This is a genomic window from Streptomyces misionensis, from assembly GCF_007896895.1.
GTDB classification, from domain to species: Bacteria; Actinomycetota; Actinomycetes; order Streptomycetales; family Streptomycetaceae; genus Streptomyces; species Streptomyces misionensis_A.
The window spans coordinates 18,480-42,756 of record NZ_VOGW01000197.1 but is presented as its reverse complement, the minus strand read 5'-3'; the positions used below and the strand labels follow the sequence as shown (position 1 = coordinate 42,756).

Below are 24,277 nucleotides of genomic sequence, written 5' to 3'. Positions count from 1 at the left end.
CAATGTTCAAAGGCGCCGGTGTGCCGCGCGAGGTCCCGGGAGGCCGCTCACACCCCGCCGAACAGGGCCGTCAGCCCCCGCTCCACCACCGCCGCCATGTCCTCCTGCCCCACCGCCACCACCCCGTAGCTGCGCACCAGGAAGCGGCGCAGGGTCGAGGTGGGGAACTGGAGCAGGGCGAGACCGAAGGGCGAATGGAACTCCAGTACGGTCCGGGTGCGGCCGTACGGCCAGATCTGGACGTCGCCGCGCCCGGCGGGGGTGCGCAGCCCCTGGTCCAGCAGGGAGCGCGCGAAGGTCCAGCTGACCTCCTCGCCCTCCAGGGCGGCCTCCGCGGGGAAGTCCACGAAGACGGCCAGAGGTTCGCGCGCGGTGTAGCGCAGGGTGGCCGTGACCGGGATCTCCCGGTCCTCCGCGGTGATCAGCCGGGCGAGCGCGGGTAGTTCGATGGTGGTCTCCATGCCTTTAAGGAGTCCGCCGGGGCGTCCCGCATGCCGTCAAATCCGGTCAGAGTTCGATGGGTACCGGCCGGACCCGGTCACCGGAAAGCACGGGACCGTCGAACAAACGGTTGACTGCGTCGTCGGAGGTCCGGTGCGTCCGTCAACTCCCGTATTTCCTCTACGACTTAGCGGAACCAGCGGGCGTGTCGGCACGGTGCGGGGATCGCCCCGGGAAGACTCTGGCATATGCCGGAAGCACCACCGTATCGTGTGTTGCCAAATCCCTTACGGGGCGTCGCGGGCTGTGCGACAGTCGTTGCGGTCCCCGTCCCGCAGGCCTTGCCGTCCCCCCTCTTCTCGGAGTGCGAAATGCCGTCACCGGTCTCCGCGGACCGCTCAGCCGCCCAGCCGCCCGGGCACGACCCGGTCGAGGCGTTGATCAGGCAGGCGCGGCGGCTCAAGGGAGAGGTGGACGCGGTACGGCGGGACGCGCGCACCGACGGCCCGGACCCCGAGGAGCGCTGGCAGCGCGCCCTGTACGACCTCGCGTTCCACCAACTGGACGACGTGGACGCCCACTTGGCCCAGCTGCGGGACGGTCCCGCCCCACTGCCCCCCGCTCCGGAACCTGCCCCGGCACCCGCCGCCCGCGCCCCGCGCGGCTCGCTGCTCAGCCGGGTCGGCAGCGCGGAGTGGAATCTGCTCACGGACGAGGCGACCTGGTCCACGGAGCTGTACCGCATCCTCGGCCGCGACCCCGGCCTGCCCGCCCTCACCCTGGACGAACTGCCCTCGCTGGTCCTGGAGGAGGACCGCCCGAAGCTGACCGCGATGGTCACGGGCTGTCTGATCGACGGCAGGCCGATCGACGGCGAGTTCCGGGTGCGCCGGCCCGACGCCTCGGTGCGGACCGTGCACATGATGGGCGAGCCGGTGCTCGGCCCCGACGGGGGCACCGCCTCGATGTGGGCCGTGCTGCGGGACGTCAGCGCGCTGCGCCGCAGCCAGCGGGCCGTGCGCGAGACCCGCGACTCGCTGCGGCAGCAGCGGCACCGGGAGCGGACCGAGCAGCGGGTCGCGGCCGAGTTGCAGGAGGCCGTGCTGGCGCCCTGGCGCGGCTCCCTGCGGCCCCCGCACCAGGGCCCGGCCACCCTGGACCTCGCCGCGCACCGGCTCTCCCCGGACGGCGGCGACCCGATCGGCGGGGACTGGTACGACGCGCTGGAGCTGGCGGACGGCGAGACCCTGCTGAGCGTCGGCGACCTCACCGGGCACGGGGTGGCCGTCGCCTCGGGCATGGCGACCCTGCTCGGCGCCGTGCGGGGCATGGCGATGGCGGGCACCCAGCCCGGGCGGCTCCTCGCCCTGCTCAACCAGTTGCTCGACTCCACGGTGCAGCCCGCCCTGGGCAGCGCCGTCTGCTGCCGCTACCGGCCCGCCACCCGGACCCTGGTCTGGGGGCAGGCGGGGCACCCCGCCCCGCTGCTGTACCGCGACGGGACGGGGCGCGTGCTCGGCGCACCGCAGGGCGTGCTCCTCGGTGCCACCACGAGCGCCGTCTACGAGCAGGCCGAGGCGACCCTCGTCCCGGGCGACCTGCTCCTGCTGCACACCGAGGGACTGGTGCCCGGGCAGGACCGGGCGGCGGCCGCGGACCGGCTGCTGGCCCTCGCCCCACGGATCGGCGCGGCGCGCACGGCGCAGGACTGTGTGCGGGCGCTGGTCGAGGAGTTCGGCGGGGCCGGACGTGAGGACGACGCGTGTGTGCTCGTCGCCCGGGTCACGGCGTGAGCCGATTCCCCGTCGGCCATCGGAGCTGACCTCCGGGCGTACGGTCCGGTCCGCGGCGCGGCAGCGGCGCGGCGCCCCCGCTACGCCTGGGCGCGGTTCTCGCCCTTCGCCCTCGGCTTGGGCAGGACGAGTCTGATCTCCTCCCGCAGTTCATGGATCTTCGGGTAGCCCGCGTACTGGGCGGTGAGCCGGTACATCTGGCGCAGCCGGTCCCAAGTGCGGCGGGAGGAGTTCGCCCCCATCGACATCAGGGCGAGGCGCGCGTAGCGGTCGGCCTGTTCCGGGTCGTCGGCGATGAAGCAGGCCGAGGCCATGGAGAGATGGTCGAAGATCTTCGAGCGCTCCCGGCCGTCGACGCGCAGCGCCAGGGCCTTGTCCGCGTAGTGCTGGGCGTGCACGGCCGCGTCCGGGTCGAACTCCGCCAGGGTGCGGTAGGCCAGGGCCTGCATGCCGTACAGGTCCTCGGCCTTGAAGGTCTGCATCCAGTCCAGCGGCTCGCCCTCGCCCCGGTCGGCGACGAACATGTCCTCCGCCTGCCCGAGGGTGCGGCGCATCGCCTGGCCCTTGCCCATGGACGCCTGCGCCCAGGCCTCGATGGTGTGGAACATCGCCTTGGTGCGCGGCTGGAGGCGGTCGCCCGCGCCGGACTGGGCGAGCTTCATCAGGTCCAGCGCCTCGTCCGGCCGGCCCAGGTGGACCATCTGACGGGCCGCGCGGGACAGCGCCTCGCCGGCGCGCGGCCGGTCACCGCCCTCCCGGGCGGCGTGCGCGGCGATGACGAAGTACTTCTGGGCGGTGGGCTCCAGGCCGACGTCGTGCGACATCCAGCCCGCGAGGACCGCGAGGTTGGCGGCGACGCCCCACAGGCGCCGCTGGAGGTGGGGGGGATGGTGGTAGGCGAGCATGCCGCCCACCTCGTTGAGCTGGCCCACCACCGCCTTGCGCTGGAGGCCGCCGCCACGGGCCGCGTCCCAGGCGCGGAACACCTCGACGGAGCGCTCCAGTTCCTCGATCTCCTGAGACCCGATGGGGGCGGCCTCGTAGCGGTCGAATCCGGCGGGGTCGGGGTGCAGGGGGTCGTCGAGGGCAGGGGCGTCGGCCCTGAGGACCGGGTCGGTGTGCAGCCAGTCGTGCATGGCGCTGCTGAGTGTGGATCCCGCGGCGAGCGCGGCACCCGCGCCCACCAAGCCGCGTCGGTTGAGCATGAGGTCCATTCCCGTGAATTCGGTGAGGACCGCGGCGGTCCGCTCGGGCGCCCACGGCACTCCGTCGGGATGTTCCTCGATCCCGTCGCCCTGCCGTTTCCCTGCCCGCCCGTGGCGCACCAGACCGAGGTCCTCGATGGTCACGACACGGCCGAGACGCTCGGTGAACAGGGCGGCCAGCACCCGCGGCACGGGATCGCGCGGGATCTCTCCCTTGTCGATCCACCGCCGGACCCGGGAGGTGTCGGTCGCCAGCTGGGGGTGGCCCATGGCCGCCGCCTGCTTGTTGACCAGCCTCGCGAGTTCGCCCTTGGACCAGCCGGCCAGGCCGAACAGGTCCGAAAGGCGGGTGTTGGGTCGTCCGCTCACGTCAAGCCCCCAGGTTCTCGGCTGAGTTGACAGTAGCCGGGTGAGGGTTGCCGGGCGACTATTCGCCACGGTTCGCCAGGGTGCGCCAGATGGTGTGCCAGGGGCCATCGGGTGTCAGGTAGGAAAGCGCCGTCCCGACCCGGTCCCCCCGGGGACATTCCCCAGGGTGTGCCCGGGGGCCCGGGCCGGGCCGGCGCGAGGACCCCACAGGCAGGCACCGCAGGCAACGAAGGGATCTGTATCTCCCATGTACGCGGCAACGTCCTCCGTGTCCGCCCCGCCCAGGCCGTTGCGCCCCCGCCCGGCGGGCGGCGGACCGTATCTCGACCCGGCGGTGCGTCCGGGCGGCCCCGTGCTGGGCGCGCCCCGGCCGCGGCGGATCCCGGGCCAGCCCGGCGCCCAACCGCTGAGCGGGAGACTCGACCTGTCCGGCCCCCAGGGCGCCCAGCTGCGCTCGGCGATCGCCGCGGTGCAGCGGATCTGCCCGGAGTTCGCGCCGGTCCAGGTCCTGCGGCGCAGCGGCCGGTCCGTGCTGTTCGTCGGTACGACGGGACGCGCCACGGCCGTCGCCAAGTGCCTGCTGGACCACTCGCCCGCAGGGGCGGAGCGCAGCAGGCACGAAATAGCCGTGTACCGCTCGTTCGTCCGGCACCGGCCTCCGGTCCGGGTGCCCCGGCTGATCGCGGCGGATCCGGACAACTGCACCCTGGTCATCGAGCGGATGCCGGGCCGGGTGGCGGCGCTCCAGCGGCATCCGGTGGAGGCGCCCCCGCGCGCGGACATCCGGGCGGCGCTCGGCGCGGTCTGCCGGGTGAACGCCTGGCGGCCCCCGGCCGGCCTGTTCGACATGCCGCTGGACTACGCCGCCCGGCTCTCGCGCGACCACGAGCTGGGGCTGCTCACCGACCGGGACCTCGGCGACCTCCAGAAGCTGCTGCACGGCATCGCGCACGAGGTGGGCCGCCAGGGCATGCTCCAGTTCTGCCACGGCGACGCGCTGCTGTCGAACATGCTGCTCTCCCCGGCCGGTCCGGTGCTGGTCGACTGGGAGCACGCGGGCTGGTACCTGCCGGGCTACGACCTGGCCACGCTGTGGCTGGTGCTCGGGCAGGCCCCCGCGGCCCGGCGGCAGATCAGCCAGATCGCCCAGTCGGCGGGCCCGGCCTCCCGGGACGCCTTCCTGGTGAACCTGATGCTGCTGCTGACCCGGGAGATCCGCCGGTACGAGACGGCCGTACAGCGTTCGATGCAGGACCCGGCCCCGGTGGCACCGGGCCTCGCCCATCCGGGTGCCGTGCCGTCCGGCGAGGAGCAGCGGCTGCTGCTCAGGCGGCTGCACGACGACTGCCAGACGGCCCGCAAGGCGGTGCGCGCGGCGGTCGGCACCCGCTGACGGGGACAAGGGTCCGCGGTGCGCCCGCAGCGGCGGCGCACCGCGGACCTCGCGCTGTGCGCGTCCCGGGACCGAAGGTTCCTTATTGGTCTACTCCACTGACGCCCCGCAGGCCCGGCCCCCGTCGCGGCGAAACTCGCCGAAACCCTTTGTGACGTGGGAAATCTCGGCGGTGAAGGCATCATTGACGGATCGTCGGCGAGCCGATACCACTGACCCAGCTCGGCGCCGCACGCCCCGCCACGCCCGCCCGTCACAGGAGGCCGCATTGCGAGGTTCCGCCACTGACTCACCGTCCGCCCCCGGCCACAGACATCTGCGGCGGGCCGCCGTGCCGCTCGCGGCGGCGGCCCTGCTGCTGCCGCTCTTCGGCGCGGCCCCCGCCCAGAGCGCCCCGGACCCGGCCCCGGACCGGCTCCAGTCCGCGTTCGCCGCCGCGTCCACCGAGTACCACGTGCCGCAGAGCGTGCTGCTGGCCGTCTCCTACCTCCAGTCCCGCTGGGACTCCCACGGCGGCGCGCCCAGCGTCTCCGGCGGCTACGGCCCGATGCACCTCACCGACGCCCGGACCGCGATCGCCACCACCGAGCACTTCGCCGACGGCACCGAGGACGCCCGCGGCGACGACGCGCGCCCCGCCCTGGTCCCCCGGGCGACGGTGCCGGCCGACTCCGCGCTGCCGGACCGGCTGAAGACGCTGCCCCGGGCGGCGGAACTGACCGGCATCCCGGCCGCGAGGCTGCGCACCGATCCGGCGGCCAACGTGTCCGGCGGCGCCGCCCTGCTGGCCGCCGCGCAGCGGCAGCTGGGCGAGCCGCTCAGCGCCGACCCGGCCGACTGGTACGGCGCGGTGGCCCGTTTCTCCGGTGCCGACGACACGGCGACCGCGGCGGCGTACGCGAACGACGTGTACGACGTGCTGCGCAGTGGTGAGCGGCGTACCACGGACGCCGGCCAGCACGTCGCCCTCACCGCCGAGCCCTCTCTCGCCCCGGACACCGCGCAGCTCGCGCGGACCGGTCTGCGCCCGGCCGGGGACGACGGCGCCGAGTGTCCGAAGTCGGTGTCCTGCGAGTGGCTGCCGGCGGCGTACGCGCAGTTCGGCGACAACGACTACGGCAACCACGACCTCGGCGACCGGCCGGCGTCGCAGCGGATCAAGTACATCGTCATCCATGACACCGAGGGCGCCTGGGACGGGGTGCTGAACCTGATCCAGGACCCGACCTACGTGTCCTGGAACTACACCATCCGCTCCACCGACGGGCTGATCGCCCAGCACGTCAAGGCGAAGGACGTGGCCTGGCACGCGGGCAACTGGGACGTCAACTCCCGCTCGATCGGCATCGAGCACGAGGGCTTCCTCACCGACCCGGACGCCTGGTTCACGGAGGCGATGTACCGGTCCTCGGCGCGGCTGGTGAAGTACCTGTCCGCGAGGTTCGGCATCCCGCTGGACCGGCAGCACATCCTGGGCCATGACAACGTGCCCGGGCCGACGGCGTCCAGCGTCCCGGGGATGCACACCGACCCGGGGCCGTACTGGGACTGGGCGCACTACTTCCAGCTGCTCGGGCACCCGTTCAAGAAGACGGCGGGCAAGCACGGCGGACTGGTCACGATCCGGCCCGACTACGCCACCAACCAGCCGGTCTACACGGGCTGCGAGACCGCGGGCGAGCCCTGCGCGGCGCACGCCTCCAGCGAGGTGCGGCTGTACTCGGACCACGACGTCGACGCGCCGCTGATCAAGGACATCGGGCTCGGCAGGGCGCCGACCGCCGACGTCAACGACCTGTCCTCGCGGGTCTCCACCGGCCAGCAGTACGCGGTCGCCGACCGCTGGGGCGACTGGACGGCCATCTGGTACCTCGGGCAGAAGGCCTGGTTCCAGAACCCGGCCGCGCATCCGGCGGCGGTCTCCGCCAAGGGACTGGTGATCACTCCGAAGGACGGGCTGACCAGCATCCCGGTGTACGGCCGCGCCTACCCGGAGAAGACCGCCTACCCGGCGGGGGTGCCCGTCCAGTCGGTGGTGTCCCTGCCGTACACGATCCCGGCCGGGCAGAAGTACGTGGTCGGTGACGAGATGCCGGGCGAGTACTTCTACTCGGTGACCTTCACGCCCGAGTCGCACCAGGTCGTACAGGGCAAGGACCTGTACTACGAGATCCAGTACGGCCACCGGGTCGGCTTCGTCCGCGCGGCGGACGTGACGGTGGAGAACTCGGCCGGTTAGCCACGGCCGCGGGCCTCAGCCCTGCTGGAAAAGCTCCGCCGGGAGCGGCTTCAGCAGGGCGTACAGGTCGTCCGTGATGGGGCGGTCCCAGGCCGCGATGGTCACGAGGACGCCGTCGCTGCGGTCGAACTGCACACAGGAGATCCGGCTCTCGGAGAGCTTGAGCCGGCGCACGATGAGCAGGTTGTCGCCCTGGAGGACGGGGGTGTCCTCGGTGCCGGCGACGGTGACCTCCTCGTCGTTCTCCAGCGCCAGCAGCAGCTGGCCCACCTCGAAGGGGATCTCCCCCTCGGCGACCTCGCGGGCCGGGGAGCCCTCCGGCAGATTGCCGATGATCATCGCGGGGCCGCGCCCGCCGAAGAGGTCGTAGCGCAGGAAGACACCCTGGCAGGTGCCGTCGGGCGCGGGCAGCAGCCCCGCACCGAGGTTGCCCGGCCAGTCGCCCGGGTCCATGGCCAGCACGTCGAAGTCGGGTCCGGCGGGAGTGGCGCTGCGGCGGCGGAGGAACGACATGCGGCCATGGTACGTGCCCGGGCAGGAGCGGGAGACCTGTGGGCGCCCGGAGGGGGACGGGGCGCGAGGGTGCCGGCCGGGCGACAAGGGGCGGCCGGGGAAGGCGTGTACGCATCACCCGCGCGCCTCGCCGCCTCGACGCCCCGGAGCCCCGGGCCGCGACCGGTCGGGACGCGCCCCCTCCCCCGTCAGTCGCCCTCGGGAGCCGGGGGCAGGACCGCGACGGGGCTCGCCGCGTGGAGGAGGACGGCCTGGGTGACGGAGCCGATCATGCGGGCCGGGGCCAGCAGACGGCGGCGGTGGCGGCCGACGACGACCAGGTCGGCGTCGCGGGAGGCGGCGACGAGGTTGCCGGCCGCGTCGCCGGGGACGGCCTCGGCATCGGCGCGGACGCCCGGGTGGTGCTCGCGGTGCGGGGCGAGGAAGCCCTCGGCGAGGCTGCGGGTCTCGCTCTCGATGGCCTCCTGGTCGGGCATGGGCGGCACCAGCTGGCCCGGCGCGGACCAGGTCTGGAGGGGCCACGGGTAGGCGGCGAGCACCTGGAGGCGGGCGTCGCGCAGGGCCGCCTCGGTGAAGGCGAAGGCGAGGGTGGCGTCGTCGGGGCTGTCGACGTTCAGGCCGACGACCACCCGGGGCCCGGGCTCGGCCGGTCCCTCGCCGTGCACCTCCCGGCCGGGCCGGGGCACGACGACCACCGGGCACTGCGCGTCCCGCGCGGCGGCGAGGCTGTTGGAGCCGAGCAGCAGGCTGGCGAAGCCGCCGCGCCCCCGGGAGCCGAGCACCAGCAGCAGGGCCTCGGCGCCGAGTTCGGGCAGCACCGCACCGGGCGCCCCCTCCAGCGTGACGTACTCCACGGCCTGCGGCGCCCGGTCGCCGAGTCCGGCGCGCGCCTCGTCGAGGACGGCGTCGGCCTCCGGTTCGGGCGGTCCGGCCACCAGGACGTCGGTCTGGCCCCAGGCGGCGTACTGGCGCACATGGACCACCCGCAGCGGTGCCGCGCGGCGCCGGGCGGCGTCCGCGGCCCACTCCAGGGCGCGCACGCTGTCCTCGGAACCGTCGACCGCGGCGACGACCGGCGCAGTGCTCATGCTTCCTCACCTCCGGAACGCGACCTTCCGTTGTCGGGACCAGCCTCTCAGGCACCGGCCCCGGCGGCGCACCGAGAGGGGCGAGGGTCGCCGGTGCGCAGGGCCGCGGAGCGCACGCTCCCCGGGGTCCGGCGGCCTACGGCTCGACGGTGGTGCCGGGCTCCGGGCGTTCGATCGGAAGGCCGGTCAGGCCCTTCTCGCCGAGGAGATCGGCGGTGGACCGCCGGCCGAGTTCACTGAGCATGAGTTCGTGGATCTGGATGACGCGCTCGGGCTCGACGGCGCGGACGAAGTCGGCGGCTTCACCGAGCTTGGTCCATGGGCCGCTGGTCGGGAGCAGGAGGGTGCGGACGGGGGCGTCGGGCACGAAGTAGGCGTCGCCGGGGTGGTAGACGGCTCCGTCGTCGAGGAGGTAGCCGACGTTGTCGGGGCACGGGATGTCGGCGTGGATCGGCGCGTGGCGGTGGCCGTGGACGGTGGCGGTGAGGGCGCCGACGCGGAAGGTGTCGCCCGCGGCGACGGCGTGGACGCGGCCACCGTGCCCGCCATGGCCGCCGAGGGCGGCCGCGACGGCGGCTGTGCCGTAGACGTGCAGCCCGGGCCGGGCTTCGAGCGCGGCGGCGACGAGCTTTTCGTCGAAGTGGTCGAAGTGTTCATGGGTGATCAGGACGGCGTGCGCGCGGGCGACGGCTTCGGCCGCCTCCGGAGTGAAGGTGCCGGGGTCGATGACCAGGCGGGTGTCGCCCTTTTCGAGCGTGACGCAGGCGTGGGCGTGCTTGGTGAGCTTCATGGGGTCCTCTCCCGACCCGGGGAATATCTACAACCAGACTGTACAACTTGATTGTAGATAATGAGCGCACACCGATCCCCGTCGACGCGACCGGGCACACCTTCGCCCGCCTTCGTCCGGCGCGGAAAAGTGTGCACCCGAGGTGTACAGTTTGGCGCTCCATGCGGGAAAGGACGGCGGGGCCATGGACGACGACGCACTGGCCGAAGAACTCCGGTTGACCGTCGGGCAGCTCGTGCGCGCCGTGCGCACCGCCGACACGATGCCACCCGGCGAGGCCGCCGTCCTGGGCTACCTGGACCGCGGCGGCCCGCTGACCACCGCCGACATCGCACAACAGCGGCGAGTCAGCCACCAGTCGGCCGCCAAGGCGGTCAAGGAACTCCTCGGGCAGGGCCTGGTGCGCGCGGAGGCCCACCCCCGTGACGGGCGCAAGCTCCTGCTCCACCTCACACCGGCGGGGAGCGGCCGGCTGGCCGAGGAGCGCCGAAGGCGTGCGGCCTCTCTCGGCGCCGCGATCGGCGAAGTCCTCGACCGCGAAGAGCGGGAGACGCTCGCGGCGGCGCTGCCCCTGCTGTCGCGTCTGACCGCGCGCCTGACGGCCAGGTAGGTTCAGGTCAGGTCGAACTCGCCCTCGCGCGCCCCGGAGACGAAGGCGCCCCACTCGGCGGGGGTGAAGATCAGGGAGGGGCTCTCCGGGCGGTCGCTGTTGCGCATCGCGATGAAGCCCTCGACGAAGGCGATCTGGACATCGCCCAGACCTCGGCTGCTGGACTGCCACTCGGCCTTGCTGAGGTCCAGGTTCGGCTTGTCCCAGCCCACGAGCGGCTGCTGCTGGGTGGTGCTGTCGGCCACGTCCGTGCTCCTCCCGGTGTCGTCGTGCGCGGCTCAGCCTAGCGACCGCTCCCGGTGCCCGACAGCCCACGTGGGGAGGACGTTCGGCGCTCCGGCGGCGCGGCGCCCACCAGCCGCACGGCGAAGAACGGCGAGCCCCGCCGGACGCGTGCCCGAGCGCCCCGCGGACGCCCCGGAGGATCTCGGTGCCGCCCATGAATCAGCCCTGCGGGACGCGACGCAGGTCGGCACCCGGACGCCCGCCGCACGCCCCGTCCGACACCACGGCCGCGCAAGTCGGCGCGCATCGGCGGCCGTTGCGGCGCCCCGGCGAGCCATGGCCCGGACGGCCTGAACCCCGCAGGTGGCGCCCTCGCTGTCGGCGCGCTAGCGGGCGGTTCGGGGCGGGGTCGCCTTTTCCCCCGACGGCCGGGCCCGGGGGGAGGTGCGGTCGAGGAAGGCCGTGATCCGGCCGCGGAACGTGTCCGGGTCGTCCAGCCAGGGGTAGTGGCCGGCGCCGCTCTGGACGGTGACCTCGGCGTTCGGGAAGGCCTCGGCGGCGCGGCGGGCGAGCGCGGGGCGCGGCCCGCCGTCGTACTCGCCCGCGTACACCAGGACCGGCGCCGTCAGTTCGGCGAGGGCGGCCCGGGTCGCGGCCGGGGTGAAGGCGCCCTCGGCGAAGTACCGTTCGCCGGCCTCGTCGTTGGTCTGCGCCTCCTCGGCGGCCGCGTGCGCCCTCGCGGTGTCGTCCCAGCGGCCGTGGAAGAACGGCAGGATCACCTCGTCGAAGTCCGCCTCGCCGGCGAGCCAGTCCCGGAAGGCGGGGTACGCCTCGGCGAACCACGGCTCGTGCGCCCGCAGCCGCGCGGCGGCCAGCCGGTCGTCCGGGGTGGCGCGCAGGCCGAGGGCGGACGGGTTGGGGGTGATCAGGACCAGGCGCCTGATCCGGTGCGGATGGCGCGCCGCGTACAGCATCGCCGCGGCCGCGCCCGCGGAGTGGGCGAGCAGGTCCATGCGGTCCAGGGACAGGTGGTCGCGCCAGGCCTCCACGTCCGCCACCATGCGGTCGCAGCGGTAGGTCGCCGGGTCGGCCGGCGCCGCGGAGTCGCCGGTGCCCCGCAGGTCCAGCAGGGCGAGCCGGCGGTGGGTGGTGAGTCCGCCCAGGTCCCCGAGGTAGGCGGAGGCGCGCATGGGGCCGCCGGGGAGGACGGCGAGCGTTTCGCCGTCGCCCCGCAGGTGGTGGGCGAGCCGGGTGCCGTCGGCCGTGGTGAAGGTCGGCATGAACACGATGGTCGGGGCCCGGGACGCTCCGCCGCAACGCCTTTCCGGTGGGCGGCATGCCGTGCCGTCCCGCGTCCGGCCCGGAAAATCTCCGCAGCCCCCTTGTCTGAAACCCCCGGATCCTGAATTACTGGCCCCGAACAGTTCGACCGAATGATCGGTCGTCCGGAATGTGCGGTTGGTAAGGAGACGTGCCGATGGCGGATGCGAGGGATCTGCTCGACGCGGGCGAACGGCTCGGCCCCGAGGAGTTGCGGACGCTTCAGCTGGAGCGGCTGCGCGCCTCGCTGCGGCACGCGTACGAGCACGTGCCGTTCTACCGGGAGTCCTTCGACAAGGCGGGGGTCCGCCCGGAGGACTGCCGGTCGCTCGCGGATCTCGCCCGCTTCCCCTTCACCACCAAGGCGGACCTGCGGGCGAACTACCCCTACGGGATGTTCGCCGTGCCCCGGGAGCGCGTCCGCCGGCTGCACGCCTCCAGCGGGACGACCGGGCTGCCCACCCTGGTCGGGTACACCGACAACGACCTGTCCATGTGGGCCGACATGGTGGCCCGCTCCATCCGGGCGGCCGGCGGGCGCCCCGGCGACGTGGTGCACGTGGCGTACGGGTACGGGCTGTTCACCGGGGGCCTGGGCGCCCACTACGGGGCGGAGCGCCTGGGCTGTACGGTCGTCCCGGCGTCCGGCGGGATGACCGCCCGGCAGGTGCGGCTGATCCAGGACCTGGAACCGGCCGTGATCATGGTGACGCCCTCCTACATGCTGACGCTCCTGGACGAGTTCGAGCGCCAGGGCGTGGACCCGCGCCAGACGGCGCTGCGGGTGGGGATCTTCGGGGCCGAGCCCTGGACCGAGCAGATGCGGCGGGAGATCGAGGAGCGGTTCGCGATCGACGCCGTGGACATCTACGGACTGTCCGAGGTGGTCGGCCCCGGGGTGGCCCAGGAGTGCGTGGAGACCAAGGACGGGCTGACCGTCTGGGAGGACCACTTCTACCCGGAGGTGGTCGACCCGATCACCGGCGAGGTGCTGCCGGAGGGCGAGCGGGGCGAGCTGGTGTTCACCTCGCTGACCAAGGAGGCCATGCCGATCGTCCGGTACCGGACCCGGGACCTGACCCGGCTGCTGCCCGGTACCGCCCGGGTGTTCCGGCGGATGGAGAAGATCTCGGGGCGCAGCGACGACCTGGTGATCCTGCGCGGGGTCAATCTGTTCCCCACGCAGATCGAGGAGATCGTGCTGCGCACGCCCGGGGTGGCGCCGCACTTCCAGCTGCGGCTGACGCGGGAGGGCCGGATGGACTCGCTCACCGTGCGCGCCGAGGCCCGCCCGGGCGCCACCCCGGAGGCGCGGGAGGCCGCGGTCCGGTCCATCGCGACCGAGGTGAAGAACGGCATCGGTGTCTCGGTGGACGTGGAGATCGTGGAGCCGGAGTCCCTGGAGCGCTCGGTCGGCAAGATCCGCCGCATCGTGGACCTGCGGCCGCGCGAGGCCGGGCAGGGCTAGGGTCTTTCGTTTGGATCAGCCCGGCATGATCCAAACGAGAGGCCCCAAGGCCGGGCGGGCCGGTCTCAGGTCCGCCCGAAGCGGTCCCGCAGGTCGCGCTTGAGGATCTTCCCGCTGGCGTTGCGGGGCAGCGCGGTCACGAACAGGATCCGCTTGGGCGCCTTGAAGGACGGCAGCTTCTCCCGTACGTGCGCGATGAGTTGCTCCTCCGTCACCTCGCCGCGCGGGACGACGACCGCCGTGACGGCCTCGATCCACCGTTCGTCGGGCAGGCCGATCACGGCGGCCTCCGCCACCGCCTCATGGGTGTAGAGGGCGTCCTCGACCTGGCGTGAAGCCACCAGGACGCCACCGGAGTTGATGACGTCCTTCACCCGGTCGACGATGGTGAAGCAGCCGTCGGCGTCCCGGACGGCGAGGTCGCCGGAGTGGAACCAGCCGTCCCGGAAGGCCTCCTCGGTCTCCTCGGGCTTGCCCCAGTAGCCCTCGCACAACTGCGGTGAGCGGTAGACGATCTCGCCCGTGGTGCCGTCAGGCACCTCTTCCCCGCGTTCGTCGACCACTCGTGCCTCCACGAAGAGCACCGGGCGCCCGCAGGAGTCCAGGCGGCCCTCGTGCTCGGCGGGGCCGAGGACCGTGGCGAGCGGGCCGATCTCGCTCTGCCCGAAGCAGTTGTAGAGGGCGAGGTCCGGCAGCCGCGCGCGCAGCCGCTCCAGGACGGGCACGGGCATGATGGAGGCGCCGTAGTACGCCTTGCGCAGCCCGCCGAGGTCCCGGGTGGCGAAGTCGTGCCGGTTGGCCAGGGCGATCCACACGGTGGGCGGCGCGAACAGGCTGTCCACCCGGCCGGCCTCGATCAGGTCGAACAGCAGGTCCCCGTCCGGCGCGTCCAGGATGACGTTGGTCGCGCCGACCGCGAGGCAGGGCAGCAGGAAGACGTGCAGCTGCGCCGAGTGGTACAGCGGCAGCGCGTGCGCGGGGCGGTCGCCGGGCCGCAGGTCCAGGGCGGTGATGGCGCTCAGATACTCGTGCACCAGGGCCCGGTGCGTCATCATCGCGCCCTTGGGCAGCGCCGTCGTGCCGGAGGTGTACAGCAGCTGCGCCAGGTCCTCGGCGGACGGTCCGGGGCCGTCGTACGGCGGGGTGGCCGCGAGCCGGGTCAGGAACGAGTCGTCGCGGTCCCGCAGCGGCAACACTCGTGCGTCGGGCGGAAGTTGACCGGCGAGGCCGGGGTCGGCGAGTACCAGGGCGCTGCCGGACTGGCCGACGACGTAGGCCAGGTCGTCGCCGGTGAGGTGGTGGTTGACCGGGACGTGGACGAGTCCCGCGCGGGCGCAGCCGAGGAAGGCGATCAGATAGGCGTCCGAGTTGTGGCCGTAGGCGCCGACCCGGTCGCCGGGGGCGAGGCCCTCGGCCAGCAGCAGCGCGGCGGCGCGGGAGACCGCGTCGTCCAGTTCCCCGTACGTCCAGCTCCGTGCGCCGTACTCCACCGCGACCCGGGTGGGGGTGCGGCGGGCGCTGCGCCGCAGCATCGCGTCGACCGTGCTGCCGTGTCCGTGCCTCATGACCGCCGATCCTCGGTCCGCCGGGCGGCCGGGTCAAGGAGCGGGACGCCGGCGGATCGGACCGGCCGGGGCCGCCCCGGTCGGCAGGGGGCGCACAGCCGCCGTGCGGGAGCTTGCCGTCGGGGCCGCGGGGCGGCTCGGCGACGGAGCCGGCGCCTGTGGGCCGCTGGGAGCCGGTGCGCGCGGCCGTCGAGAGGGTGCCGCGGCCGGCTCCGGTCCCGGTGGGTGCCCTTCGGCCGGTTCCACCACGGGCTTCGCCTCCCCACCCCGGTCGTCGTGCGGCACGCCGAAGGCGGCGGCGTCCGCGACGACAACGGCTTCCTGACGCGGCGTCAGTTCTGCTGCTCCAGCACGGCCATCGCCGCGTTGTGCCCGGGCACGCCGCTCACCCCGCCCCCGCGCACGGCACCCGCGCCGCACAGCAGGACGCGCGGGTGCGCGGTCTCCACACCCCAGCGGCCCGTGCCTTCCTGGACGTAGGGCCAGGACAGCGGGCGGTGGAAGATGTTGCCGCCGGGCAGCCGCAGGTCCCGCTCCAGGTCGAGCGGGGTCTTCGCCTCGATGCACGGGCGGCCGTCGGCGTCGGTGGCCAGACAGTCGGCGAGGGGTTCGGCGAGGTGGGCGTCGAGCTGGGCGAGGGTGGACGCCAGCAGGCGCTCGCGCGCCGCGTCGTTGTCCTCGGCGAAGAGCCGGGCCGGGGTGTGCAGCCCGAACAGGGTGAGGGTCTGGTGGCCGCGTCCGGCGAGTTCGGGGCCGAGGATGGTGGGGTCGGTCAGGGAGTGGCAGTAGATCTCGCAGGGCGGGACGGCGGGGAGTTCGCCGGCGGCGGCCTGGGCGTGGGCGGCGGCCAGTTGGTCGTATCCCTCGGCGACGTGGAAGGTGCCGGAGAAGGCTTCGCGGGGGTCGACGGCCGGGTCGCGGAGCCTCGGCAGCCGGGTGAGCAGCATGTTGACCTTGAGCTGGGCGCCTTCGGCGGGCTCGGGGGGCGTCTCGCCGGTGAGGGCGGCCAGTTCCCGCGGGGAGGCGCCCACCAGGACGTGCCGGGCGGCCGCGACGCCCTCGCCGTCGGCGGTGCGGTAGGCGACCTCGGCGCCGTCGGCGCCGGTGTCGATCCGGACCGCCTCGTGCCCGGTCGCGAGCACCGCGCCGGCCGCGCGGGCCGCCGCCGCGAGGGCGTCGGTGAGGGCGCCCATACCGCCCACGGGCACGTCCCAGGCGCCGGTGCCGCCGCCGATGACGTGGTAGAGGAAGCAGCGGTTCTGGACCAGGGAGGGGTCGTGGGCGTCGGCGAAGGTGCCGATCAGGGCGTCGGTGAGCGCCACGCCCCGCACCAGGTCGTCCGCGAAGTGCTCCTCCACGGCGACTCCGATCGGCTCCTCGAACAGGGCGCGCCAGGCGGCCTCGTCGTCGATGCGGCGGCGCAGTTCGTCCCGGGTGGGCAGGGGCTCGGTGAGGGTCGGGAAGACGCGCCGGGCGACGCGGCCGGTCATGCCGTAGAAGCGCTGCCAGGCGGCGTGTTCGCGCTCCCCGCCGGTCAGCCGGGCGAAGGCCGCCCGGGTGCGCTCCGCGCCGCCACCGACCAGCAGTCCGGTGGGCCGGCCCGCGCGTTCGACGGGGGTGTACGAGGAGATGGTGCGGGTGCGGACGCGGAAGTCGAGGCCGAGGTCGCTCACGATCTTCGGTGGCAGCAGGCTGACCAGGTAGGAGTAGCGCGACAGGCGGGCGTCCACCCCGGTGAACGGCCGGGTGGAGACGGCGGCCCCGCCGGTGTGGCCGAGTCGCTCCAGCACCAGCACGGAGCGCCCGGCCCGGGCCAGATAGGCGGCGGCGACCAGGCCGTTGTGGCCGCCGCCCACGATGACGGCGTCGTACGCGCGGGTTCCCTCGTTCGCGGACATGGTCCTTCGTAACACGCGGTGATCCGCGACGGCCAGACACCCGCGCGGCCCGGTCACGGGAGCAACTTGCTGAAAATTTCAGCAAGTTCTTGCCAGCGGTGCGGTCGGCTGCTTGACTCCCCCCATGGCCATCGAGACCGACGTACTCGTCCTGGGCGGCGCGGGCGTGGACACCGTCGTCCACGTCCCCGAGCTGCCGCTCCCCTACGCCGACAGCTACATGGTCCGGCCGGGCATCGTGACCCGCGCCGGACAGAGCGGGGACTTCGTCGCGCTCGGCGTGCGCGCCCTGGGCCTGCGCACCCACCACATCGACCTGGTCGGCGCCGATCCCGAGGGCGACCTGGTGCGGGCGCTGCACCGGGAGTGGGACATCCCGCTCACCGCGGTGCCCTCGGCCGCGGGCACCAAGCGCGCGGTCAACCTGGTCGGCCCGGACGGGCGGCGGCTGTCCCTGTACGACGACACCCGCGCCGAGGAGTCCGACCGGCTGCCCGAGGACACGCTGCGCACCCTGGCCGCCGCGAGCCGGCACGCCCATGTGGTGATCACCCACCCGTGCGCGCACGCCCTGCCGGTGTTGCGCGAGGCCGGGCCGACCATCTCGACGGACCTGCACGACTGGGACGGCGCCAACCCGTACCACGAGCCGTTCGCGCTCGGCGCGGACCTGGTCTTCCTGTCGACCACCGCGCTGGCCGACCACGAGCGCACCATGCGGGACATCGCGGCGCGCGGCCGGGCCCGGATCGTGGTGGCCACCGCCGGGGCCGAGGGCACGTACCTGCTGGTGGACGGCGACCTCACCCATGTGCCGGCGGTGGCCCCGCCCGCGCCCGTCGTGGACTCCAACGGCGCGGGCGACGCCTTCGCCGCCGCCTTCCTGATGGGCTGGCTGGACGGCGCGGGCCCGCTGCGCTGCGCCCGCTACGGCACCGTCGCGGGCGCCCACGCGTGCACGGTGCCCTCGACCCGGGCCGAGGCCATCGGACGGGACGAACTCCTCGCGCGGGCGGACGGGTCGGCCGCGGAGAAGGCGGCCTGAGAGTCCTGGCGCGTCGGCCTCCGCGCAGGCGGCCTGACGAATCCCGGGCGCCGATCACCGGGGGCGGCCCCTCATGGGACGCGCAGCGCCAGCACCGCCACGTCGTCGTGCTGGACGTCGCTCATCCGTTCCAGGAGTTCGTCACGGAAGACGGGCAGCGGCTCGTGGGCCAGCGCCGCCGCGTGCTGGCGCAACCGGGTCAGACCGCGGCCGATGTCCTCGCCGGGGCGCTCGACGAGGCCGTCGGTGTACAGCAGCAGGGTGGAGCCGGGCGGCAGGACGGTGCTCGCGGTCTCCCGGGGCAGTTCCGGATCGACGCCCAGGATGGGGGCGTGGCCTTCCTCCAGCAGCGTGGTGCGGCCGTCGGGCTGGGCCAGCAGCGGCGGGAGGTGGCCGGCGTTGGTCCAGGTCAGCCGCCAGGGCCCGGCATCGGGGGTCTCGACGCGGGCGATGACGGCCGTGACCAGCTCGATGCCGGTCAGGCCCTGCATCACCCGGTCCAATCGGCACATGACTCCCGCCGGGTCGTCGCCCCTGTCGTAGGCGAGGGCGCGCAGCATGTTGCGCAGTTGGCCCATGCGCACGGCGGCCGCCAGATCGTGGCCGACGACGTCCCCGATGGCGAGGACGGCCGAGCCGTCGGGCAGCGGAAAGGCGTCGTACCAGTCGCCGCCCACCTCGGCCCGCTCCCGGGCGGCCAGATAGCTGGTGGCGAGCCGGAGGTGGGCGAGGCCGGTCAGATCGGGCAGCAGGGACAACTGGAGCTGTTCGGCGGTGTGTTCCTGCATGGCGTACAGGCGCGCGTTGTCCAGCGCGAGGGCCGCGCGGTGGCCGAGGTCGGCGGCGAGCGCCTGCTCCTGCTCGTCGAACGGGAGCTGCGTACGGCGGACGAAGGTGAGCGCGCCCAGTTCCTGGCGCCGTACCCGCATGGGCACGATCAGCACGCTGCGGGCGCCCAGTGTGCGGTACAGGGCCCACTGCGCGGAACGGAGCGGATCGCCGGGATCGGCCGCGCCGAAGTCGGTCACCAGCACGGGTCCCCCTCCGCGCAGCACCTTCGCCAGGGCGCAGGCCGAGTCGTCGGGGCCGGGGAGGACGCCGCCGGACAGCACCCGCAGCGCCCGTTCGGCGTCCCGGTCCGTGACCGTGAGACGGCGCACCCCTTCGCCTTCGATCACGTCGACGACGCAGGCGTCGGCCAGCTGCGGCACCACGAGCCGGGCGAGGCGGCGCAGCGACTCCTCCGCGTCCAGCCCCGACGCCAGTGCGCGGCTCACGTCGGCGAGCAGCCGCAGCCGGGCGGCGGCCACCTCCGGCGGCAGCTCCCCGGAGGTCGCCGCCGGAGGCGGCGGCTCTTGCCTCATCACTCTCCTCCTGCGCCGAAGGACCGGTCGCGCGCACCGTGACCGTGTCCCTACGCAGATTCCACCACCGACGGCGGCCGTCAGCGCGGCGCACGGGCCGGGTGGCTGATCACGGCGCGCGCCGGCTCCGGCCGGCGCCGCGCCCTTCGGCGGGCCGGGGCCGTGGAACGTCTTGGAACGTCCTGCGGAAACCGGAGACGGCGACCGGGGGCGCATCGCGGGGCGGCGGGCCGGAGCGAACCGGGCCGACTGGTCAGGCCAGGGTTTCCAGGAAGTCGGAGCAGGCGGCGGCGCAGGCGCGGCAGGCGGCCGCGGCCGATTCGGCGCCGGGATGGTCGTCGAACGCGCCGGCGCATTCCAGGCAGACCTGGCGGCACCAGTCGACGCGGCCCCGGATTCCCTCCTCGTCCTGGCGGTTCTCCTCGCACAGCAGCCGGCAGGTGGTGTCGCACACCTCGGCGCACATGATGCCGACCCGGCGCACCCGTTCCTGGCGCTCGGTGCCGCCCGGGTCGACCAGGCTCACCCGTACCGAGCAGGCCCGGGCACACTCCGTGCACGCCTGGGCACAGGTGAAGCGGTCCTCGAGGAACCGGTAGAGCTGCTGCTGCGAGGTCTGCGGGGTCACGTCGTGCGGGTAGCCCCGGCGGCAGAGGGCAAACCACCACCCCTTACCACGACCGGACGCGAATGATGCCCGATTGGTTCGATTCGTACCCTTTCGGGCGGGGTATCCCTCTGCTATGAACACCGCACCGATGCAGTTGGCCGCGCCGAGCGGCCTGATGAGCCTCGTTCTCTTCGTCGTGGCCGTCGGCCTGCTGGCACTGCTCGCCGGCGGCTTCTGGATGACCTCGCGGGTGAAGTACCGCGAGTCGCCCCGCCCCCGGCCCGAGGAGCAGCCGAAGCTGCCGCCCGAGGGACCGGTGCACGAGATCCGGGAGAACCGGGACTACCAGGAGGTTCCCAAGACACCCAAGGGCGGTCGTCCGCTCACCCCCTACGAGCTGGGCAACGTGGACTCCAAGACGAGCGAGGAGCAGAAGCGCCCGCGCTGGAGCAGCGGTTCCAGCGGGTCCTTCGGGGGCGGCGGGCTCGGCGCCCACTGAACCCGCGGGGACACCACCGGACCCGGGCCCGCATCGGGCTGCCGTACGCCGTTTCAGGCCTCTTGCCGGGCGGCGTCGAGGCGGCCGACGCGGGCCACGTTCCGTACGTCTTCCGGGTCCTGGCTGGGCTCGGCCGCGAACCAGGCGTCCAGGATCTCCGTCAGCAGCGGTTCCGAGGTCAGGCGCAGGCTCAGGGCGAGGACGTTGGCGTCGTTCCAGCGGCGCGCGCCGTCCGCCGTGGCGGCGTCCGGGCACAGGGCGGCGCGCACGCCGGGCACCTTGTTCGCCGCGATGGACGCGCCGGTGCCGGTCCAGCAGCACACCACCGCCTGATCGGCCGTCCCGTCGGCCACGTCCCGGGCAGCCGCCTCCGAGCAGACCGCCCACTGCGGGTCGGCTCCCTCGCGCAGCGCGCCGTGCGTCCGTACCGCGTGCCCGCGCCGCCGCAGCTCGGCCACGAGCCGGCGCGCGACGGGTTCGTCCATGTCGGAGGAGACGGAGATCCGCATACCGGGAGGGTAGCCCGTCGGCTCCGCGCCCGGCGCGGACAGGGCAGGACCCCGGCACGCGGGGATGCAGCTGCCGGGGTCCGGTGGGAAGGGGCGTCGTCGCGAGGGACGGCGGACGGGTGTTCAGGGGTGGTCGGGCTGCTGCGCCGGAGGCACTCCGCCGCCCTCGCCCCCGCCCTTCTCGCCCTTGTCCGAGCCGTGCGGACGGGCACCCGCGCCCCGGCCGGACGTCTGGCGGGCCTTGAGCTCACCGCTGTCCTGCGGGGTGGCGCCCCCCTTGTCACTGCGCCGCTGTTCGGGCTGCTGCGGATTGGACATGCGCCGGACTCCCTCCGGGTGGTGCGTGATCTCGTGCGCCGCCCGGGTTCCCAGGGGTGCGCGGGTGACGCATCCGGCTCAGGGGCTGCTCAGGGGCGGGTGAGCCGCTGGTGAAGGTGTTCGAGGGCGTCGAGCAGGACCGTGCGGTGGTACCAGGCCAGCCAGGCCGCGGTGTCGGCGGCGAGCAGGTCGAGGGCCTCGGCCTGGGGGGAGGCCGGCCGGTGACCGGCGTCGGGCCAGTGCACGGTGAGCAGAGCGGTGCAGCAGCCGGCCGAGGACAGGACGGGGACGCACTGGAGCGCCCGGGCGCCCGCGGCGAGCAGCGCGCGCCGACCGTCCTCGGACAGCAACGCGTCGGTGGCCACGTCGGGCATGCTCACCCGTCGGCCCCGGGTGCGGGCGACCGCCTCGGCCGTGCCGTCGGTCCGGCCGCGCCCCAGGTGGTCCAGATAGGCGTCCGCGCCGCCGTACCGGGTCTCCAGCGCGAGCGCGTTCACGGCGGGGTCGACGGACAGCACGTGTCCGGCGGGGGCTCGCGCGATGGCCAGCGCCTCGTGGAGCACGGCCTCGATCATCTGACCCCGGTAGCGGGGGTCGCGCCCCGCGCGGGCGAGGATCCGCAGCGGGGGCAGGGGAAGAGGGCGGCGGCCCGGGAACCAGGTCGTGCCGTCGGGCGGGCGGGCCACGACCACGGCGGCGGCGAGGATCCGCAGCGGCACGTTGAACCGCTGGGAGGTCTCGCGCAGCACCCGGAAGGCGCCGCCGGTGTCGGGCAGTCCGTAGCGGGCCATGATCATGCCCTGGGCCATGCCGATCACGGGAGCGGTGCGCACCCGGGCGCGCAGGGCGCGGACCTCCTGGTGCAGGTCCTGGTACGACGGACGCAGCGGGTCCGCCATCTGCGAGCGCCAGGCGGGCAGTTCCTCCACCCGGGAGGCGGCGCGGGCCAGTTCGCGCAGGGCCTCGTCCAGGGTGGCGTACAGCTGGACGCCCTCCAGTCTGGCCAGGTGCACCGCCTCGCGGACGCCCGGGCGGGCCCGGACGATGATCAGGTCCGGGCGGCCGGCGCGTACCCGGGTCGTCTCGCTGAGCGTGCGCAGGACGGCGGCGCCGCCGAGCTGGACGTGGGCCATGTCGAGGACCGGCCGCAGTCCGGCGCGGTCCGCCCGGGCCAGATGGCCGCGCAGTTCCTCGGACCAGGCCTGGGCGCCGCGCGCGTCCAGGGTGCCGGACATGCGCAACAGCAGGGCGCCCTCGGCCGGCAGTCCCTCCACGACGGAGGACTCGATCACGAGGGGGGCCGGTGCGCCCGGCCGCGGGGAAGAGGCTTTCATGGCATCACCCGGGCAGGTCGAGTAAGGGCCTACGGCCGCTTCCCGGCCAGGAATCTGACCTTGAACCACCACCTTGCACGGCGGACGCCGGTCTCTCAACCGCACTCGGGCGGGCACCGGTCCGGCGGAGCCGGTGGGGCCGTGGGGGGTGCGGGGCGGATGCCGGGTCGCGTGCAGCCGGAGGCCGGCCGTGCGCGCCGCCGGCCGCGTCATGACCGGTCCCTCACTGTGCCCGCGCGCCCGTCCGCCGCGCAACGACTGTGGCCCGGGCGTGTCGGACCGGGCCGGCCGGGCGGCCGGTGAGCGGCGGGGCGTGCGCGGCGACGCCGGGACCGGGCCCGTCGGCGGGGCATGCACGGCGCACGGGAACCGGGCCGGTCGGCAGGGCAGCGGACGCCGGTGCCGGGCACGTCGGTCGGCATGCGCGGAACACCGGGACCGGACCCGTCGGCGGGGCAACGGACACCGGTGCCGGACAGGTCGGCGCGGTATTCGCGGAACCGGGACCAAACCCGTCGGCGGAGCACGCAACGGCGCACGGGAACCGGACCGTCGGCAGGCATGCACGGCACACGGGAACGGGGCCCATCGGCAGGGCAACGGACGCCGGTGCCGGACAGGTCGGCACGGCACGCACCGAACACCCGGACCGGACCCGTCGGCGCGGCATGCGTCGGAACACCCGGACCGGACCCGTCGGCGCGGCGGGTCCGTCAGCCGATGTAGCGGCGGGCGGGGGAGGTCCGGCGGGCGCGTTCCAGGGCGGCCAGGCGGTGTTCCAGCTCCGGCGGTACGGGGTCGCGCTGGCGCAGCACCCAGGGCAGTCCGGCGGTGGCGTGGGCGAAGGCGCGGGCGGAGGCGGCGTCGTGGGGCACCGTGCGGATCAGGTGCCCGGTGCGGCGCAGCGCGGGCAGGAGCGGGCGGCGCAGCCAGGTGAACCACAGGGTGTTGCGCAGGCCGAGGACGCGCCGGGCCGTGCTGTCGCGCAGCCGGGAGGCCTGGTGGTGGACGGTGAGTTCCTCCGCGTAGGCGAACCACCAGCCCTGGCGCAGCAGGTCGCAGGCGAGCAGTTCCTCCTCGCCGCCGAGCCACAGCCCGGGGTGGAAGCCGCCGCCCGCGCGGAAGGCGTCGGTGCGCATCACCGTGGCGGCGGCGAGGAAGGAGCCGAGGGCCGGTCCGGGGAGCCAGTCGGGGCCGGGCAGGGGCGATTCGCGCAGTTCGCGCACGACCGGGTCCTCGGTGCCCTCCGGCTCCACGACGATCCGCGCGGTGACGGCCGCGAGCCGGGGCCGGGTATCGAGCAGTTCGGCGGCGCGGGCGAGGCTGCCGGGCTCCCACCAGGAGTCGTCGTCGCAGAACGCCACGTAGGGCGTGCGGACGTGCCGGACGGCCAGGTTGCGGCCGACGGCCCCGAGGTTGCGACCCGGACGCAGCAGGGTCGTCTCCGGGAAGTCCCGGGCGACGGCCCCGGCGGTGTCGTCCGTCGAGGCGTTGTCGGTGACGATGACCCGGGGCCGCTCGGGCAGCCGCCGCAACTCGGCGAGGGTGCGCAGCAGTTCGGCGCGCCGGTTGTGGGTGATGACGACGACGGTCGTGGGGGTGCGGTTCATGGTGCGGCGTCCTCCTCGTCCCGGTCGCCCCGGCCGGCCGGCCCCGCCCCGGCGGGTCCCCGGAGTGCTTC

22 protein-coding genes are annotated in these 24,277 nt (G+C 74.4%); 7 read left to right on the top strand and 15 right to left on the bottom strand.

Annotated features, from left to right (window positions below):
• Positions 1–47: 47 nt before the first annotated feature.
• Positions 48–461 carry an SsgA family sporulation/cell division regulator gene (locus FRZ03_RS36045; protein WP_146469276.1) on the bottom strand — a complete coding sequence of 138 codons (414 nt, stop codon included), beginning with the start codon at positions 459–461 and terminating at the stop codon, positions 48–50.
• Between the two features lie 351 nt (positions 462–812).
• On the opposite strand from FRZ03_RS36045, the gene FRZ03_RS36040 reads away from it, so the two are divergent.
• Complete coding sequence (locus FRZ03_RS36040) at positions 813–2,234, top strand: PP2C family protein-serine/threonine phosphatase (protein WP_146469275.1); 1,422 nt, start codon at positions 813–815, stop codon at positions 2,232–2,234.
• A gap of 80 nt (positions 2,235–2,314) precedes the next feature.
• Here the strand turns inward: FRZ03_RS36040 and FRZ03_RS36035 are convergent, their stop codons facing one another.
• Positions 2,315–3,808, bottom strand: coding sequence for a DNA-binding protein NsdB (locus FRZ03_RS36035; protein WP_146469274.1), 1,494 nt, complete (start codon positions 3,806–3,808; stop codon positions 2,315–2,317).
• Positions 3,809–4,055: 247 nt separating this feature from the next.
• Between FRZ03_RS36035 and FRZ03_RS36030 the strand changes: the two genes are divergently transcribed.
• The gene (locus tag FRZ03_RS36030; protein WP_146469273.1) at positions 4,056–5,201 is read left to right on the top strand and encodes an aminoglycoside phosphotransferase family protein; all 1,146 of its coding nucleotides are present in this window, start codon (positions 4,056–4,058) and stop codon (positions 5,199–5,201) included.
• 268 nt (positions 5,202–5,469) lie between these two features.
• Entirely contained in the window at positions 5,470–7,440 is a 1,971-nt protein-coding gene (locus tag FRZ03_RS36025) for an N-acetylmuramoyl-L-alanine amidase (protein WP_186785803.1), read from the top strand.
• A gap of 15 nt (positions 7,441–7,455) precedes the next feature.
• On the opposite strand, the gene FRZ03_RS36020 is transcribed toward FRZ03_RS36025, so the two are convergent.
• The 3 genes from FRZ03_RS36020 to FRZ03_RS36010 form a co-directional block, all read right to left on the bottom strand.
• Positions 7,456–7,953, bottom strand: coding sequence for a glycosyltransferase family protein (locus tag FRZ03_RS36020; protein WP_146469272.1), 498 nt, complete (start codon positions 7,951–7,953; stop codon positions 7,456–7,458).
• Between the two features lie 188 nt (positions 7,954–8,141).
• Positions 8,142–9,041 (bottom strand): universal stress protein, encoded by a 900-nt coding sequence (locus tag FRZ03_RS36015; RefSeq protein WP_146469271.1) that lies wholly within the window; start codon positions 9,039–9,041, stop codon positions 8,142–8,144.
• Between the two features lie 136 nt (positions 9,042–9,177).
• The gene (locus tag FRZ03_RS36010; RefSeq protein ID WP_146469270.1) at positions 9,178–9,831 is read right to left on the bottom strand and encodes an MBL fold metallo-hydrolase; all 654 of its coding nucleotides are present in this window, start codon (positions 9,829–9,831) and stop codon (positions 9,178–9,180) included.
• A gap of 184 nt (positions 9,832–10,015) precedes the next feature.
• On the opposite strand from FRZ03_RS36010, the gene FRZ03_RS36005 reads away from it, so the two are divergent.
• Positions 10,016–10,441 carry a MarR family winged helix-turn-helix transcriptional regulator gene (locus FRZ03_RS36005; RefSeq protein ID WP_146469269.1) on the top strand — a complete coding sequence of 142 codons (426 nt, stop codon included), beginning with the start codon at positions 10,016–10,018 and terminating at the stop codon, positions 10,439–10,441.
• 2 nt (positions 10,442–10,443) lie between these two features.
• Here FRZ03_RS36005 and FRZ03_RS36000 read toward each other — a convergent pair whose 3' ends face one another.
• Positions 10,444–10,686: a DUF397 domain-containing protein gene (locus tag FRZ03_RS36000; protein ID WP_146469268.1), complete on the bottom strand. Its 243-nt coding sequence runs from the start codon at positions 10,684–10,686 to the stop codon at positions 10,444–10,446.
• Positions 10,687–11,052: 366 nt separating this feature from the next.
• Positions 11,053–11,946 carry an alpha/beta fold hydrolase gene (locus FRZ03_RS35995; protein WP_146469267.1) on the bottom strand — a complete coding sequence of 298 codons (894 nt, stop codon included), beginning with the start codon at positions 11,944–11,946 and terminating at the stop codon, positions 11,053–11,055.
• Positions 11,947–12,143: 197 nt separating this feature from the next.
• Between FRZ03_RS35995 and paaK the strand changes: the two genes are divergently transcribed.
• Positions 12,144–13,454 (top strand): phenylacetate--CoA ligase PaaK, encoded by a 1,311-nt coding sequence (paaK, locus tag FRZ03_RS35990; RefSeq protein WP_146469266.1) that lies wholly within the window; start codon positions 12,144–12,146, stop codon positions 13,452–13,454.
• Positions 13,455–13,519: 65 nt separating this feature from the next.
• Here the strand turns inward: paaK and FRZ03_RS35985 are convergent, their stop codons facing one another.
• Positions 13,520–15,019 carry a fatty acyl-CoA synthetase gene (locus tag FRZ03_RS35985; protein WP_146469265.1) on the bottom strand — a complete coding sequence of 500 codons (1,500 nt, stop codon included), beginning with the start codon at positions 15,017–15,019 and terminating at the stop codon, positions 13,520–13,522.
• 332 nt (positions 15,020–15,351) lie between these two features.
• The gene (locus FRZ03_RS35980) at positions 15,352–16,917 is read right to left on the bottom strand and encodes a phytoene desaturase family protein (protein WP_146469264.1); all 1,566 of its coding nucleotides are present in this window, start codon (positions 16,915–16,917) and stop codon (positions 15,352–15,354) included.
• A 124-nt stretch (positions 16,918–17,041) separates the two neighbouring features.
• On the opposite strand from FRZ03_RS35980, the gene FRZ03_RS35975 reads away from it, so the two are divergent.
• Positions 17,042–17,962, top strand: a complete 921-nt coding sequence (locus FRZ03_RS35975) for a PfkB family carbohydrate kinase (RefSeq protein ID WP_146469263.1) — start codon at positions 17,042–17,044, stop codon at positions 17,960–17,962.
• A gap of 71 nt (positions 17,963–18,033) precedes the next feature.
• On the opposite strand, the gene FRZ03_RS35970 is transcribed toward FRZ03_RS35975, so the two are convergent.
• A complete protein-coding gene (locus FRZ03_RS35970; protein ID WP_261399489.1) occupies positions 18,034–19,326 on the bottom strand; it encodes a PP2C family protein-serine/threonine phosphatase in 1,293 nt (430 codons plus the stop codon).
• A gap of 253 nt (positions 19,327–19,579) precedes the next feature.
• Positions 19,580–19,954: a four-helix bundle copper-binding protein gene (locus tag FRZ03_RS35965; protein WP_146469261.1), complete on the bottom strand. Its 375-nt coding sequence runs from the start codon at positions 19,952–19,954 to the stop codon at positions 19,580–19,582.
• Positions 19,955–20,069: 115 nt separating this feature from the next.
• Between FRZ03_RS35965 and FRZ03_RS35960 the strand changes: the two genes are divergently transcribed.
• Positions 20,070–20,435: a DUF6479 family protein gene (locus tag FRZ03_RS35960; protein ID WP_186785802.1), complete on the top strand. Its 366-nt coding sequence runs from the start codon at positions 20,070–20,072 to the stop codon at positions 20,433–20,435.
• A 53-nt stretch (positions 20,436–20,488) separates the two neighbouring features.
• Here the strand turns inward: FRZ03_RS35960 and FRZ03_RS35955 are convergent, their stop codons facing one another.
• The 4 genes from FRZ03_RS35955 to FRZ03_RS35940 all read right to left on the bottom strand — a co-directional run bounded on the left by FRZ03_RS35955 (position 20,489) and on the right by FRZ03_RS35940 (position 24,206).
• Positions 20,489–20,944, bottom strand: coding sequence for an RpiB/LacA/LacB family sugar-phosphate isomerase (locus FRZ03_RS35955; protein ID WP_146469260.1), 456 nt, complete (start codon positions 20,942–20,944; stop codon positions 20,489–20,491).
• A gap of 123 nt (positions 20,945–21,067) precedes the next feature.
• Positions 21,068–21,262 (bottom strand): hypothetical protein, encoded by a 195-nt coding sequence (locus FRZ03_RS35950; protein ID WP_146469259.1) that lies wholly within the window; start codon positions 21,260–21,262, stop codon positions 21,068–21,070.
• 89 nt (positions 21,263–21,351) lie between these two features.
• On the bottom strand, positions 21,352–22,596 hold the full coding sequence (locus FRZ03_RS35945; RefSeq protein WP_261399488.1) for an ANTAR domain-containing protein: 1,245 nt from the start codon (positions 22,594–22,596) through the stop codon (positions 21,352–21,354).
• A 713-nt stretch (positions 22,597–23,309) separates the two neighbouring features.
• Positions 23,310–24,206, bottom strand: coding sequence for a glycosyltransferase family 2 protein (locus tag FRZ03_RS35940; protein ID WP_146469258.1), 897 nt, complete (start codon positions 24,204–24,206; stop codon positions 23,310–23,312).
• Positions 24,207–24,277 lie beyond the last annotated feature (71 nt).